Raw genomic sequence first — 14,063 nt, forward strand, 5'->3', positions numbered from 1 at the left:
TTTTATGACTAAATACTCAAATGAATTTAAAGTTAAAGCAATTAAAATGGTTTTAAAAGGAGATTCTATTTATCATGTAGCTAAAATTCTAAACATGCCAAACACAGCTTCTCTTTGCAGATGGATATTTCATTATGAAAATGGTGGCATTTCACAACTTCTTCATAAAAATCGTAAATATACTCCTATCTTTAAGCAAAAAGTTATTGAATATAAATGGCTACATCATTTATCATTAAATCAAACAGCAGCCAAATTTTCCATTCCTAATACTGGTACAATTTCTACATGGGAAAAGTTGTATAGTTCTTATGGATTTTCTGGTTTGCTTGCTAAGAAACGAGGTAGACCATCTATGAAAAAATCTAAATTTAAAAATAAGGTTAACAAACCTAAAAAAGAACTTTCTTATGTTGAACAATTGGAACAAGAAAATTATCAATTAAGGATGGAAAATGACCTATTAAAAAAGTGGCATGCCTTAATGAAGCAATGGGAAAAGGAAGGAAGACACTAGTTTTAGTAATTGCTAAATTAAGGAAAAAATATACTCTAAAAGCCCTATTAAACTATACAAAATTAGCTAAAAGCACATATTATGATGCATTAAAAAAATTATCAAAAGAAGACAAATTTTTTGTTTTTATAATTTTTTATTGGAAAAAGTTGGTTTATTTCGTTGTTTCAGATAAAAATCTAAAAGAATACAGAAAATGCCCATCGCGCCGAAAACTACGCATATCAAAACGAGTACAGGGTCTTCAAAAAGATTTTCTTGTATATCGATAGGATTTTCCGGATTGATGTATATACCTAGATGATTACCTATTCTGGAATAATTATTGGACGTTCCAGTCGGAATATTTTTATAGATATGTCCCTGATATTCGTACGTTACGTAGATGAAGTTCATATTTTCAGGCGGTTTATCATCTTTATCTATGGGTTTGGGGTCATTGTCAGGTATAAGCTGGGTTATCGTAGCAGTCTGTTTTACATAAAAGCAATTATAATAAATACCGGGAGTTATAAAAATAAGGATTAATAAAATGTAGCCGTAACCTAAAATGAAGGGACCGGGGCAACGGTCAAACGGTAAAAAACTTTTAACGGCACCGAGCAGAGATTTATTGTTTGCATTGGAGGAGATGCCGTCTGTTTTTTCTATAGGGTTGTTTCGGATATATTTTTGTCTATTACGGTTTATTCTTCTGAATATAAATTTTATTAAAATGGCTGAACTGATTATAGCTGAAAGAAAAACAAATATAATAAACATCATTAAATTATCATCCATATTCTTTCACTTCCTTTTTAGCAGTTATTTATTTAATTATATATTTTTTCGGTAAAAATATGATTAAATTTTTGTAAAATTAAAAGATTTTATAAAAATAAAAGACAATGCTTATACTTTGTTATAATAAGCATTGTCTTTTGCAAATTTATTTTAAAACTTTATATACGGCGCAGCAGTCTTCTTTGCCGTAGCCTTCTTCTTTAGCCTGTTTGTAAAAATCACGGGCTTTTTCAGTAAATTGTGCCGTATAGTTCATTTTTTTCGCCATATCACAGCCTAATGTCAAATCTTTTAGGGTTAAATCCACCGCGAAACGATTGGCAAAATCTTTTTCAATAATCAGCGGGCCGCGGCGGTGCAGCTGATTGGAGTCGCCGCCGGTCATGGCGAGCAGTTCCAAAAACTGGTTTGTATCGATGCCGGAGCGCTGCGCCAGATGAATTCCTTCGGCTAAGACGGCCAGATTGGTCATGCCGACCATATTGCTGATAATCTTGAAAGCGTAAGCCTGTTTTACGCCGCCGAGATAGTGGACGGGCGAACCGATGATATCCAGAATATCTTTGCACCTGTCGAAAGTCGCTCTGTCGCCGCCGGCGAAAATCGGTTCCTGTGCCAGTTCCGCCTGCGCCGGACCGAGCCCCAGTGTGCAGCCGAGATAATGAATGTTTTTCCGTGCGGCGTACGCTTCGATTTCTCCGGCCGTATGCGGGTCGATAGTGCTTGTGTCGATATACACGGAATGCGGCTTCATATGATTTAAAAGCCCATCATCTTCTATCATTACGGATTTAACTGTTTGCGGTAGTGGCAAACAAGTGAAAATAATATCACAGTCAGCTAAATCTTTAGTAGAATTTACGAGTTTTCCTGTAGGGCCAGCACTTAGGGTTTTTTCAATATGTTCTTTATTTCTAGCAAAAAAATATACATCTTTGCCGGCGCGAATGAGATTGCGAGCTAATGGACCACCCATAAGACCGATACCGATGAAACCGATTTTCATGATAATAATCTCACTTTTTAGGATAGTTTGTGATAGAATATATTAGATATATTCATTAGTAAAAGTGTTAATTTAACATTAACACAACATTTTAGATTAGTGAATAAAGGATTATATTGAAAGGTTGGAGGGTTTTTAATGAACAGTCATGATTTTCATGAACTCACACATTATGTAATGGATTCCCCAGCGCATCCACCTGCGAGTTTATTTGCTGGCGGTTTTGATGATTGGAGAAGTAGAGCACGTCTTGCTCATTTTTTGGCAATGCCAGAATTAAAGAAAAAAGATGAAGCTGTAGAATTATTTCGTTCTGTAGTAGAAGTTGAAATTGATGAAGAAAATCCTGAACAGGTAGAAGAAAAGGTTTACGCTTTACAGAGATTGTCCTCTTGTTTGCGTGAAGATAAAAAATATGAAGATGCTCTTCGTTATATCAATTTAGCGATAGAACTCATTGAGTCTACAGATTATATGTATAAATATATCTTACGCGGTGAAGTTTGGGCAGACCGCTGGAACATACTCCATGATATGCGCGATATTGAAACGGCTGAAAGTGAAATTGATGAAAAAATACAAGCTTACGGCAATTTACCAGTAAAACACATTAGTTATCTGTACTACGGTTATCGTTTTAAAGCGCAACTTATGGCAACAGGTATGATGAAGGATGAAGCGCTTGATTATATGCGAAAAGCACTTTCGTATATGGACATTCCAGAACAGTATAAAAAAGGATTGGAAGTCGCTTTTTCAGCAAAACATGATAATATTGCTTGGATTTTGAACACCATTGACCATGCGTGTCCTCCACCAGAAAAAATTCATTGGGATATTTAAGAGTTTACAAAAAATACATGTATAATTATTGAGATTATATATGTATTTTTGTACATAGATATATAAGATAATAAGAGGAGGATTTTTATGACGGAGGCAAAAAAACATGTAGAAGGAGAAGCAGACCATTATATTAAAACTTTAATTGGTGCTGTGCTTGGGTATGCAGCTGATGGGCTGGATATGTTTTTATTGTCATTTATTTTAGTTTTTATCATTAAGGATTTTGGGCTTACAACAGCTGAAGCGGGTAATCTTACCTTAGCAACGACTATTGGTATGTGGATAGGTTCATATATTTTTGGATTATTGGCAGATAAATATGGACGCACAAGAACGTTATCATTTTCAATAATTTTATTTGCTGTAGCTACCTTTTTAATGTATTTTGTCAATGATTATACAATTTTACTAGTTTTGCGTTTTGTAATTGGTCTTGGTATTGGTGGCGAGTTCGGCATTGGTATGGCGATTGTTACAGAAACTTGGGCACCTGATATGAGAGCAAGAGCGACTTCTTGGGTAGCACTTGGTTGGCAAGGCGGTGTATTATTAGCTGCTATCATACCAGCAATAATTGTTCCTATGTTTGGCTGGCGTGCTGTATTTCTTGTAGGCTTAATTCCTGCACTTATAGCAATTTATGTGCGTATGCATCTTAGAGAACCTATTTTGTGGCAACGCAAAAAACAGCGTCAAAAAGAATTATTAGCTAAAAAAGAAAATGGAACGCTTACTGAAAAAGAACAGAAAGAATATTACCATTTAGTAGGTATGCCACTTAAAAGATTATTTTCCACTAAAAAAATCACAGCTACGACAATCGGTCTTACTGTAATGTGTTTAGTACAAAATTTTGGTTACTATGCGATATTTAGCTGGATGCCAACAATTTTATCTCAAAAATATGGTTATAGTTTAGCTCAGACAAGTGGTTGGATGGTAATTTCTATTGCAGGTATGATTATCGGTATAATTTTATTTGGTATCTTAGCTGATAAAATTGGCCGTAAAAAAACATTTGCTCTTTGGTATATTTGCGGAACAATTTACTGCATAATATATTTCTTCTTCTTTACAAGTCAAACAAGTTTATTGTGGGGCAGTTTCTTATTAGGTTTCACTGTAAATGGCATGATGGGTGGTTATGGTGCTGTCATCGCTGAAAATTATCCATCAGAAGCACGTTCTACAGCTGAAAATATAATTTTTGGTACAGGTCGCGGCTTATCTGGTTTTGGTCCTGCTATAATAGGTTATTTGGCAACAGGCGGAAGCTTGATTAGTGCAATGAGTCTTGTATTTGTTATTTATCCTATCGCACTCATTTTCATGTGGTTTACTGTTCCAGAAACAAAAGGTATTGAAATTGATTAATATTGATTAATAAAGAAAAAGGCTATGCAAGAGCATAGCCTTTTTTATATTGATTTATAAGTTTTCAATGATTGAAAGAAGTTCGGCGTAATTATTGATAAAAAAATCAGCTTGTTGTTTTATTTCTTCAATATCATTATTAGAGTATTTATCATAGATAGCAACCGTTTTTAAACCTGCATTTTTAGCTGCTTTAATGCCTACTAAAGAATCTTCAAAGACGATACACTGTTCTAGTTTAGCATTAAATGCTTGCATGGCTTTTAAATAAACTTCTGGATTTGGTTTAATTTTAGCAACATCTTCACGTGTGTAAATCAAATCAAAATATTCATCAAGTGGTGCTTTAGAGATGATATTTTTATTTAAAGTGCGGTATATTTCCATATTAGTTCGTTTAGTCGTTGTAGTTATCGCAAGAGTGAAATTTTTTTCTTTTAATTTTTTTATGATTAAATCGGCTTGCGGTTTATAATCAATTATATTTTGAAGAAAATCTTGAGCTATTTCATAGCGTAGTTTTATGATTTCTTCTGGGGATAATTGGAATTTGTATTTCTCTTTTAGATATTGGCAATAGCATAGATAAGGATTTACTTCTGAGCTGAATTTTTGAAGTTGTGTATCGCGGTCGTTTTGAATAATTATTTCATCAACTATTTTATTGGTTTGATTTTCGATGAGTTTTTGGTCGATTTGGTTCCAAACGCCGACTGAATCAATCAATGTGCCGTCCATATCAAAAAAGATGAATTTTTTATCTGTTAGCATGATAAATTCCTTTCTTGTATAAATAAAATGCAAATATATTGTAACAATTATACAAGGAAGTTGAAATATATTTAAAGTTAGAAAATAAATGTATTAATCTTTTTCTTTACAGTTCCTAGTATTTATGATATATTAATTTTCGTATGTATGATAGACATTCCCGTTCTAGGACAGACGCAACTCCGACGATATCGTGGAATTGGGAGAAATAAATATTTAGGAGGAAATTAAATGTTAACTCAGGAACAGAAATTACAGATTATCCAAGATAATGCAACTCATGAAGGAGATACTGGTTCTCCAGAAGTACAGGTTGCTATTTTAACTGCACGTATTGCTTACCTTACTGAACATCTTAAAAAGAACAAAAAAGACCATCATTCCCGTCGTGGCTTATTAAAAATGGTTGGTAAACGTAGAAGACTTTTGAGCTACTTATATGATGTTGATGTAGAACGTTATCGTGCTCTTATCGCAAAATTAAATTTACGTAAATAATTAATGAAGAAGCGGGAGCATTTCCCGCTTTTTCTTTTAAAGATAAATATTGTGGTATTGTAAATCTCTATAGTAAAGATATTAGATATTTTGTTAGTTATCGATAAGATGTTTAATATCTTTACTATAGCCGCAATATTTATCCTGATTGAATTATATTATTAATAATTAGGAGGAATAAAATGTATACTTTTGAAACGACACTTGGCGGTCGTAGTTTTGTTGTTGAAACTGGTAAAATGGCTAAACAAGCAAATGGTGCAGTTCTCGTTCGTTATGGTGATACAGTGGTACTCGTAACTGCAACTGCTTCAGCTGAACCACGTGAAGGTGTAGACTTTTTCCCTTTAACAGTTGATTATGAAGAAAAAATGTATTCCGTAGGAAAAATTCCTGGCGGTTTTATAAAACGTGAAGGTCGTCCATCCGAATCAGCTATTTTAAATAGCCGTTTGATTGATAGACCAATTCGTCCACTTTTCCCAGAAGGATATCGTAACGATGTACAGATTGTAGCTACTGTTTTATCCGTAGAACAGGATAATGCTCCAGAAATCGCTGGTATGATTGGTGCTTCTTGTGCACTTTCTATTTCTGATATTCCATTCTTAGGCCCAATTGCTGGTGTGCGTGTAGGTCGTGTTGATGGTGAATTTGTAATCAATCCAACTGTTGAACAACGTGCAAAATCTGATTTGAATTTAACAGTAGCAGGTTCTTATGATGCTGTAATGATGGTTGAAGCTGGTGCAAATGAATTACCAGAAGATGTCGTATTAGAAGCTATTTTATTCGGTCATGAAGAAATTAAACGTTTAGTTCAATTCCAAAAAGATATGGCTGCACAGTGCGGTAAAGAAAAACATCAACCAAAATTATTTGAAGTTCCAGAAGAACTCGTTAATGCTATTCATGAATACACTTATGATAAATTAAATGCTGCAGTACGCGATGCAGATAAATTGCGCCGTGATGAACATGTAGCAGAAGTAAAAGCAGAAGCAAAAGAACATTTCCTTGAACTTTATCCAGAAATGGACATGGAAATAGATTACGTACTTTATAAAACCTTAAAAGGTATTGTACGTCATATGATTACACATGAAAAAATTCGTCCAGATGGTCGTGGCTTAGAAGAAGTTCGTCCAATCAGTTGTGAAGTTGGTCTTTTACCTCGTACACATGGCAGTGCACTCTTCACACGTGGACAGACACAGATTTTAAATATCACTACACTTGGTGCTTTAGGTGATGAACAAGTTATTGATGGTATCGGCGATGATACACCAAAACATTATATTCACCATTATAATTTCCCTGGTTATTCCGTTGGTGAAGCTCGTCCAATGCGTAGCCCTGGTCGTCGTGAAATCGGTCATGGTGCACTTGCAGAACGTGCATTAGTTCCAGTTATTCCATCTGAAACTGAATTCCCATATACTATTCGTCTCGTATCCGAAGTTTTAGAATCTAACGGTTCAAGCTCCATGGGTAGTGTATGCGCTAGTACACTTTCTTTAATGAATGCAGGCGTACCAATTAAAAAACCTGTATCTGGTTGCGCAATGGGACTTGTAAAAGATGGCGATGCTTATACTATTTTGACAGATATTCAAGGCATGGAAGATGCTCTTGGTGATATGGACTTTAAAGTAGCAGGTACACCTGATGGTATCACTGCTATTCAGATGGATATTAAAGTAGCAGGTATTAGCAGAGAAATCTTAGCTTCTGCGCTTGCTCAAGCTAAACGTGGTCGTGAATTTATTTTAGGAAAAATGCTCGAATGCATCAATGAACCTAATAAAGAATTATCTCCATATGCACCACGTGTTAATACAATGAAAATCGCTGTTGATAAAATCCGCGACGTAATCGGACCTGGCGGTAAAACTATTAAAAAAATCATCGATGAAACAGGCGTTCAAATAGATATTCATGATGATGGTAATGTATTTATTACAGCACCGGACGGAGCTTCTGCTCAAAGAGCACAGGAAATAATAGATACATTAACTCGTGAAGTAGAAGTTGGCGCAACATATAAAGGTAAAGTTACACGTATCATGAATTTCGGTGCATTTGTAGAAATTTTACCAGGCAAAGAAGGTTTATGCCATATTTCTCAACTTGCTAAAGAACGTGTAGGTAAAGTCGAAGATGTTGTAAAAGTTGGCGATGAATTAGATGTACGAGTTACAGAAATTGACCGTCAAGGTAGAATAAATGTTTCGCATAAAGTGCTTTTAAAATAAGGGCTGGTGAAAAACTTTGCATATTGTTTTAATTGAACCGGAAATACCGGCAAATACAGGTAATATTGCTCGTCTTTGTGCTAATACAGGCATTGAACTTCATCTTGTAAAACCATTAGGTTTTTCAACAGATGATAAATATTTAAAACGTGCAGGTCTTGATTATTGGCATTTAGTAAAGGTTCATTATCATGAAAATTTCGCAGAAGTTTTAGCATTGTATAAAGACCATAAATTCCATTTTGCTACAACAAAAGCAGCTCATGTATACAGTGATGTTAAATATGGTATGGATGATATGCTGGTTTTTGGTAAAGAAACGGCAGGTATTCCAGAAAGTATTTTGAAAGAACATTGGGATGATTGTATTCGTATACCAATGGCATGTGAATCACGTTCTCTCAATTTATCAAATTCTGTAGCTGTTATAGCTTACGAAGCTATGCGCCAGCTTGATTTTGCTAATTTAAAACAAATTGGACGCGACCACTTGGATTGATAGGGGGACGTAATTACCATGCAAAATTTGCAAGATTGTATAGATGAATTAAAGCAGTCATTACCACAAGATGCTGTTTTACTCAATGAACCAATGTCTAAACATACTACATTTAAAATCGGGGGGCCAGCTGATTGCTTTGTAATGCCATCTACAGTGGAAGAAGCAATGTCAGTTATAAAGACAATCCGTAAATATGATGTACCGTTTACAATGCTTGGCAATGGTTCAAATCTTCTCGTAATGGATAAAGGGATTAGAGGTATTGTTGTAAATTTAAACGAACGTTTTGCTAAGATAACACAAGATGGAACTACTATACATGCTCAGTGCGGAGCACTTATGGCAGATGTATCTAAATTTGCTGGTGCTTGTGGTCTTACAGGCATTGAATTTGCTGTAGGTATTCCAGGTAGTATTGGCGGTTGCATCTTTATGAATGCTGGAGCATATGACGGAGAAATAAAAAATGTTGTAAAATCCGTTACAACTGTAAATAAAAATGGTGAAGTTGTTCATTATACGAATGAACAAGCACAATTTGGTTATCGTCATAGTGCTTTTCAAGATAATGGTGATTTAATTTTAGAGGTTGAATTAGAATTATCTTTTGGCGATAAAGAAGCAATACAAGCTAAAATGGCAGACTTAACTGCGCGCCGTGAAGCAAAGCAACCACTTGAACTTCCAAGTGCTGGTAGTACATTTAAACGCCCACCAGGATATTTTGCTGGAACTTTAATTGACCAAACAGGACTTAAAGGACTCACTGTAGGGGGAGCTCAGGTTTCTAAAAAACATGCTGGATTTGTCGTTAATATCGGTGGAGCAACAGCACAAGATGTTCTTGATTTAATTGCTGAAGTGCAAAAACGTGTTTATGAAAAACATGGAGTAAAACTATATCCAGAAGTTAAAATGATTGGTGAACAATAAAATATAACATAAAAGCTATAGCAAAGAATTTATTTTGCTATAGTTTTTTATTTAAATTAAAAATAAATTATTGATTATTAAGGATATAAAAATGATATATTTTATGCAGGGCTTGTTATTTGGATTGGCTTATGTTATGCCCATTGGCATACAAAATATGTATGTTATTAATTCTGCTATGCAAAGAAATGTAAAAATAATTTGTCTGACTACGATATTTGTAATTATATTTGATATTTCGTTGGCTATTAGTTGTTATTTAGGTATTGGAATTTTATTAGATAAATATAAATTTTTACGTGATTTTGTGATGTTTATTGGAGCGATGGTCATTTTCTATATTGCTTTTGATTTATGGAGAACGAATAGTAAATTAGAAATAAAATCAACTTATGATTATAGATTGTCAAAAATAATTGTTTCGGCTTTTTCTGTCGCATGGTTAAATCCTCAAGCTATTATTGATGGTTCATTGATTTTAGGTAGCTTTAGAACATCTTTAGATGGGGATAGTTCTATATATTTTATCATAGGAGTTTGTATCGCTTCTTGTTTATGGTTTTCTTCATTAGCTTTTATAGCACATAAATTTATAAATAAATTATATAGATTTGTTAAATATATTAATTTTATTTGTTCTATCATTTTGTTTTTATATGGATTGAATTTATTATATATGTTTTGTTTAGATTTATTATGAATTATACATATAATTAAATTTTGGAATTATCTTGATTAAAACCCTAAGAGTTTTAGTACTTTTAGGGTTTTGTTGTATAATAAAATAAATTATTGATGGAGGGATAAGCATGATAGGCGATTGTGCGAATTGTAAAAATCATATCTGTGCAGGAAAAGGCATTAGTTGCAAAAAAATAAATCAAGAAGAAGTGCTTGATTTATATACGGATGAAGAGAAAAAAATAATGAAAGCAGCAGCCTTTGTGGAAGCTACATATTACAGTGAGCTTACACGTTTAGAGGAAATAGTAGAATTTGCTAAACAAATGGGATATAAAAAATTGGGTTTAGCATTTTGTATTGGTTTAAATAAAGAAGCACATTTAATCAATAAATTTTTAGCACGTGAATTTGAAGTAGTATCTATTTGTTGTAAAAATTGCGCTATACCAAAAGATAAATTAGGATTAAAAAAAGTAAATCCTAAAAGTACAAATGAAAGTATGTGCAATCCAAAATACCAAGCTGAATTTTTAAATGAAGCTGGCTGCGAATTATTCATTTCTTGTGGTTTATGTGTAGGTCATGATGCGATATTCAATAAAAATTGTTTCGGTCCTGTAACTACATTGGTCGCTAAAGATAGAGTTCTTGCTCATAATCCACTTGGCGTAATTTATTCGCGTTATTGGCGTAAAAAACTAAAATTAATGGAAGAACATGAGATATAAAAATAAGCCACAAGAAATTATCTTGTGGCTTATCTATTAAATTAATGAATATTAAGCTTTTGTTCTAAATCTATCAACGATAGTTGCACAAGCAGCATCACCTGTGATATTTACAGCGGTACGAAGCATATCGAAGATACGGTCAACACCAAATAAAATTGGAAGTGCTTCAATTGGAATGTTAGCAGACATGAGAACTGCAACAACTAAAAGTGTAGGACCAGGTACACCTGCTTGACCTACAGCACCAACTGTAGATGTGAAGATGATTGCGATATATTGTGTGAATGTGAGTTCAACACCAAACATCTGTGCAAAGAAGATTGCAGCCATAGCATAATAAGCAGCATTACCATTCATATTGATAGTAGCACCGAGTGGAAGTGCAAAAGAAGTAGTTTCTCTTGAAACGTGCAATTCTTCAATAGTTGTCTTCATATTGAGTGGCAAAGTAGCCATGGAAGAAGCTGTAGTGAATGCAAAAAGTTGAACTTTGTACATGGATTTGAAGAATTGCTTAAATGTAGTGCATTTAGAGAACATAGCAACACTACCACCGATAATACCATAGTTAATGATTGCAAGAACAACGATATATAATACTACTAAATAAACGAGTTTTACTAAGATTTCTGAACCGAATTTACCGATAGAACCAGCCATCAAGCCAAATACACCAAGTGGTGCGATGCACATGATAGCAGTCATAATTTTTACAGTAACTTCAGTCATATAGTTAAAGAATTTAAGTAAAAATTCCTTTTTTTCGCCTGTTAAATTAGCAATAGCGAAACCAATAAATAAGCTAAATACGATTATTTGTAAAATATTACCAGATACGAGTGCTTCGAAAGGATTTGCAGGAACAAAACCGATTAAAGTTTCCCAAAATCCAGGGATACCGCCTTTATCAGCATATTCACTAGAAGCCTGCACACCTAAACTAGCTAAACTGATACCTTCACCAGGTTTGAAAATTAAGCTGAAGACAAGTCCGATAGCAGTGGCGATAACAGTAGTAATTGTGTAATAAACGAATGTTAATAGACCGATTTTACCAGCAGAACTAGAATTTCCTAGTGAAGCTGCACCACCTATCAAAGAGAAGAAAACCATTGGTACTACAACCATTTTGATTAATTGCATGAATAAATCGCCAATTGGTGCGAAAATTTGTGCGGTTTCACCTAAGACTAAACCAACAACAATGCCCAAAATCATGGCGATTAAAATAAGTGTACCAAGCTTATTAATAATCGTTTTTGCTGTCATTATAGAGTTCTCCTTAAAAATATATTTCCATATTATGTAAAAATAATATAACGAAATTATACTCTTTTTGGAGAAAATTTACAACTATACTGTAATTTTATGGATAAATAAATTAAAAATATCTGTTAAATGTGTATTTGTTTTTTGTATACGTACATAGTTTATTTTAAAATAATTCCTGAAAGAATTAAATTCAGTTTATAACGAATGTTGTCTTGATATTTGAGTGGTAAGCTACTAAATGAAGCGGATTGAAATAGAGAATGAAACATTTCAGTTATGATTTCAGCCGGTATATCATTGCGAAATTCGCCATTATCTTGTCCGGTTTTGATGATTTCATCAAAGATATCTTTAAAAGGAAGCGGTTTTTTTATCGAAACATGAGGCTTCATTGTTAAAGCGCTTTTATCTACAGCGCGCATGAATAATGGCAAAATAAAACGGTTTTGGTCTAATAGATTTGCCGTGTATAAAACGAGTCCTTCTAGTATTTGTGCTTGTGTTTTTTCTTTGTTTAAAGACTCAAGATAATGTTGTCGAATGTTCATAGCTAATTGAATTAGTAAACTGCGCAATAAATCATCTTTTGATTGGAAATAATTGTAAAATGTACCAATACCTAAATTAGCTTTTTGCATGATATCCGCAATAGCTGTATCTTTTAAGCCTTTTTGAGCAAATAACATAATAGCAGATTGAATTATCGTTTTCTTTGATTTTATTTTTTTTGCTTCACGTTTACTGAGATTGTATTCCAAAATAATCACCTATTTATTTGTATTTTATAAAAATGAATGCGGTTCGTTTTCTTTAAAATATATTATAATGGCATTTATCTTTTTTCTCAAACAAGAATAGTTTTTCAATAGCATGCTATAAATTAATTTTGTTTTTTGATATAATGGCAATTAGATTTAATGAAAAAATATAAAGGATTTCAATTTTATGAAAAAGGATGAGATATTGTCAGCTATTGGCATTTTTTTCGGTATAGGTATCGTTGCTTTAGTATCTGACTCTATTGATAATAATTTATTATTAGCACCGTTTGGTGCTACGAGTATAATTGCTTTTTTGTTGTATGATAGTGAATATGCTCAGCCGAGAAATATTATTTTAGGCTATATTATTACGAGTACTGTGGGAATTTTAGTAGCTTATACTTTAGGGCATAATTGGATTGTTTACGCTTTAGGTGTAGCTATAGCTATGTTGGTTAAATCTTGGTTTAAAGCAATTCATCCGCCATCTGCTGCTATGCCAATTATATTATTGAAGGCAAATGAACAGGGTATCGTGCATTATTTTTTGTTTGATGTAGTTCCTGGAATTTGTTTATTAGTTCTTATAGCTATAATTTACAATCGTTTTATTTTACATAGAGATTATCCTTTATGGCGTAGATAATAAATTTAAGGAGAATTCAGGTGAAGTGGGCTAATCATAAATTAGTTACAACAGTAGTTGTATTTGCAGGAACAGGAAATCTTTTATATGCAGCGTATAGTTTTTTGGGTAGTGTATTGCCTGATAGGTTAGAAGGTAAACCACCAAAAGAGAGTAAAGCTTATTGGAAATGGCGTTCAAAGCACCGCCAAAATACACATTGGACAGTTCCTTATTTAGCGATAATCGCTGTTTTATATTATTTGCATGAAATAGGCATACTGCATGATTTGTCTTGGGAAATAGCTAAATTACCTATATTTGTCTGTGTGGGAGCTTTGTTACACATTCTTGAAGATGGAATTTGTGGCAAAGTACCGCTTATATGGAGAAAGAAGAAAATAGGAATAAAATTGTTTCGTGTGGGAAGTTCATGGGAATATTTTATAAGCTATACAATTTGTTTGGCTGCTTTGTATTATAAATTTATGTTGAAATAAAATCT

16 protein-coding genes are annotated in these 14,063 nt (G+C 33.4%); 11 read left to right on the plus strand and 5 right to left on the minus strand.

What is annotated here, in order from left to right; translation table 11 throughout:
• The first annotated feature begins 4 nt into the window (after positions 1-4).
• A complete protein-coding gene (locus tag CKV65_RS09910; protein WP_095197710.1) occupies positions 5-517 on the plus strand; it encodes a helix-turn-helix domain-containing protein in 513 nt (170 codons plus the stop codon).
• A gap of 126 nt (positions 518-643) precedes the next feature.
• On the opposite strand, the gene CKV65_RS09915 is transcribed toward CKV65_RS09910, so the two are convergent.
• Together CKV65_RS09915 and CKV65_RS09920 are read right to left on the minus strand one after the other, a co-directional pair.
• Positions 644-1,297: a DUF3592 domain-containing protein gene (locus CKV65_RS09915; protein WP_027889957.1), complete on the minus strand. Its 654-nt coding sequence runs from the start codon at positions 1,295-1,297 to the stop codon at positions 644-646.
• Positions 1,298-1,445: 148 nt separating this feature from the next.
• Entirely contained in the window at positions 1,446-2,345 is a 900-nt protein-coding gene (locus tag CKV65_RS09920; RefSeq protein WP_331715176.1) for an NAD(P)-dependent oxidoreductase, read from the minus strand.
• Between the two features lie 99 nt (positions 2,346-2,444).
• On the opposite strand from CKV65_RS09920, the gene CKV65_RS09925 reads away from it, so the two are divergent.
• Positions 2,445-3,149, plus strand: a complete 705-nt coding sequence (locus tag CKV65_RS09925) for a hypothetical protein (RefSeq protein ID WP_027889959.1) — start codon at positions 2,445-2,447, stop codon at positions 3,147-3,149.
• 87 nt (positions 3,150-3,236) lie between these two features.
• Positions 3,237-4,526, plus strand: coding sequence for an MFS transporter (locus CKV65_RS09930; protein WP_036254587.1), 1,290 nt, complete (start codon positions 3,237-3,239; stop codon positions 4,524-4,526).
• A gap of 54 nt (positions 4,527-4,580) precedes the next feature.
• Here the strand turns inward: CKV65_RS09930 and CKV65_RS09935 are convergent, their stop codons facing one another.
• Complete coding sequence (locus CKV65_RS09935; RefSeq protein WP_027889961.1) at positions 4,581-5,297, minus strand: HAD family hydrolase; 717 nt, start codon at positions 5,295-5,297, stop codon at positions 4,581-4,583.
• A 231-nt stretch (positions 5,298-5,528) separates the two neighbouring features.
• On the opposite strand from CKV65_RS09935, the gene rpsO reads away from it, so the two are divergent.
• The 6 genes from rpsO (at position 5,529) to CKV65_RS09965 (ending at position 10,897) form a co-directional block, all read left to right on the plus strand.
• Positions 5,529-5,795, plus strand: a complete 267-nt coding sequence (rpsO, locus tag CKV65_RS09940) for a 30S ribosomal protein S15 (RefSeq protein WP_027889962.1) — start codon at positions 5,529-5,531, stop codon at positions 5,793-5,795.
• A 182-nt stretch (positions 5,796-5,977) separates the two neighbouring features.
• Positions 5,978-8,050: a polyribonucleotide nucleotidyltransferase gene (locus tag CKV65_RS09945; RefSeq protein ID WP_027889963.1), complete on the plus strand. Its 2,073-nt coding sequence runs from the start codon at positions 5,978-5,980 to the stop codon at positions 8,048-8,050.
• 16 nt (positions 8,051-8,066) lie between these two features.
• Positions 8,067-8,549, plus strand: coding sequence for a tRNA (uridine(34)/cytosine(34)/5-carboxymethylaminomethyluridine(34)-2'-O)-methyltransferase TrmL (gene trmL, locus CKV65_RS09950; RefSeq protein ID WP_027889964.1), 483 nt, complete (start codon positions 8,067-8,069; stop codon positions 8,547-8,549).
• Between the two features lie 18 nt (positions 8,550-8,567).
• Positions 8,568-9,485 (plus strand): UDP-N-acetylmuramate dehydrogenase, encoded by a 918-nt coding sequence (gene murB / locus CKV65_RS09955; RefSeq protein ID WP_027889965.1) that lies wholly within the window; start codon positions 8,568-8,570, stop codon positions 9,483-9,485.
• Positions 9,486-9,576: 91 nt separating this feature from the next.
• Entirely contained in the window at positions 9,577-10,185 is a 609-nt protein-coding gene (locus CKV65_RS09960; RefSeq protein ID WP_027889966.1) for a LysE/ArgO family amino acid transporter, read from the plus strand.
• A gap of 109 nt (positions 10,186-10,294) precedes the next feature.
• Positions 10,295-10,897 carry a DUF1847 domain-containing protein gene (locus CKV65_RS09965; RefSeq protein ID WP_027889967.1) on the plus strand — a complete coding sequence of 201 codons (603 nt, stop codon included), beginning with the start codon at positions 10,295-10,297 and terminating at the stop codon, positions 10,895-10,897.
• Between the two features lie 51 nt (positions 10,898-10,948).
• Here the strand turns inward: CKV65_RS09965 and CKV65_RS09970 are convergent, their stop codons facing one another.
• Both CKV65_RS09970 and CKV65_RS09975 read right to left on the minus strand, forming a co-directional pair.
• On the minus strand, positions 10,949-12,169 hold the full coding sequence (locus CKV65_RS09970) for a dicarboxylate/amino acid:cation symporter (protein ID WP_027889968.1): 1,221 nt from the start codon (positions 12,167-12,169) through the stop codon (positions 10,949-10,951).
• A gap of 161 nt (positions 12,170-12,330) precedes the next feature.
• Positions 12,331-12,939, minus strand: a complete 609-nt coding sequence (locus CKV65_RS09975) for a TetR/AcrR family transcriptional regulator (protein ID WP_231922675.1) — start codon at positions 12,937-12,939, stop codon at positions 12,331-12,333.
• 178 nt (positions 12,940-13,117) lie between these two features.
• Here CKV65_RS09975 and CKV65_RS09980 point away from each other — a divergent pair, with 178 nt between their 5' ends.
• Positions 13,118-13,579: an HPP family protein gene (locus tag CKV65_RS09980; RefSeq protein WP_027889970.1), complete on the plus strand. Its 462-nt coding sequence runs from the start codon at positions 13,118-13,120 to the stop codon at positions 13,577-13,579.
• Positions 13,580-13,599: 20 nt separating this feature from the next.
• The gene (locus tag CKV65_RS09985) at positions 13,600-14,058 is read left to right on the plus strand and encodes a metal-dependent hydrolase (RefSeq protein WP_027889971.1); all 459 of its coding nucleotides are present in this window, start codon (positions 13,600-13,602) and stop codon (positions 14,056-14,058) included.
• The last annotated feature ends 5 nt before the right edge of the window (positions 14,059-14,063 follow it).

The organism is Megamonas hypermegale, from assembly GCF_900187035.1.
GTDB classification, from domain to species: Bacteria; Bacillota; Negativicutes; order Selenomonadales; family Selenomonadaceae; genus Megamonas; species Megamonas hypermegale.

What these genes read in the sequence shown, in the direction of transcription:
- CKV65_RS09910 (WP_095197710.1), top strand. Translation starts at nt 5, where the DNA reads ATGACTAAATACTCAAATGAATTTAAAGTTAAAGCAATTAAAATGGTT.
- CKV65_RS09915 (WP_027889957.1), bottom strand. Translation starts at nt 1,297, where the DNA reads ATGGATGATAATTTAATGATGTTTATTATATTTGTTTTTCTTTCAGCT.
- CKV65_RS09925 (WP_027889959.1), top strand. Translation starts at nt 2,445, where the DNA reads ATGAACAGTCATGATTTTCATGAACTCACACATTATGTAATGGATTCC.
- CKV65_RS09930 (WP_036254587.1), top strand. Translation starts at nt 3,237, where the DNA reads ATGACGGAGGCAAAAAAACATGTAGAAGGAGAAGCAGACCATTATATT.
- CKV65_RS09935 (WP_027889961.1), bottom strand. Translation starts at nt 5,297, where the DNA reads ATGCTAACAGATAAAAAATTCATCTTTTTTGATATGGACGGCACATTG.
- rpsO (WP_027889962.1), top strand. Translation starts at nt 5,529, where the DNA reads ATGTTAACTCAGGAACAGAAATTACAGATTATCCAAGATAATGCAACT.
- CKV65_RS09945 (WP_027889963.1), top strand. Translation starts at nt 5,978, where the DNA reads ATGTATACTTTTGAAACGACACTTGGCGGTCGTAGTTTTGTTGTTGAA.
- murB (WP_027889965.1), top strand. Translation starts at nt 8,568, where the DNA reads ATGCAAAATTTGCAAGATTGTATAGATGAATTAAAGCAGTCATTACCA.
- CKV65_RS09960 (WP_027889966.1), top strand. Translation starts at nt 9,577, where the DNA reads ATGATATATTTTATGCAGGGCTTGTTATTTGGATTGGCTTATGTTATG.
- CKV65_RS09965 (WP_027889967.1), top strand. Translation starts at nt 10,295, where the DNA reads ATGATAGGCGATTGTGCGAATTGTAAAAATCATATCTGTGCAGGAAAA.
- CKV65_RS09970 (WP_027889968.1), bottom strand. Translation starts at nt 12,169, where the DNA reads ATGACAGCAAAAACGATTATTAATAAGCTTGGTACACTTATTTTAATC.
- CKV65_RS09980 (WP_027889970.1), top strand. Translation starts at nt 13,118, where the DNA reads ATGAAAAAGGATGAGATATTGTCAGCTATTGGCATTTTTTTCGGTATA.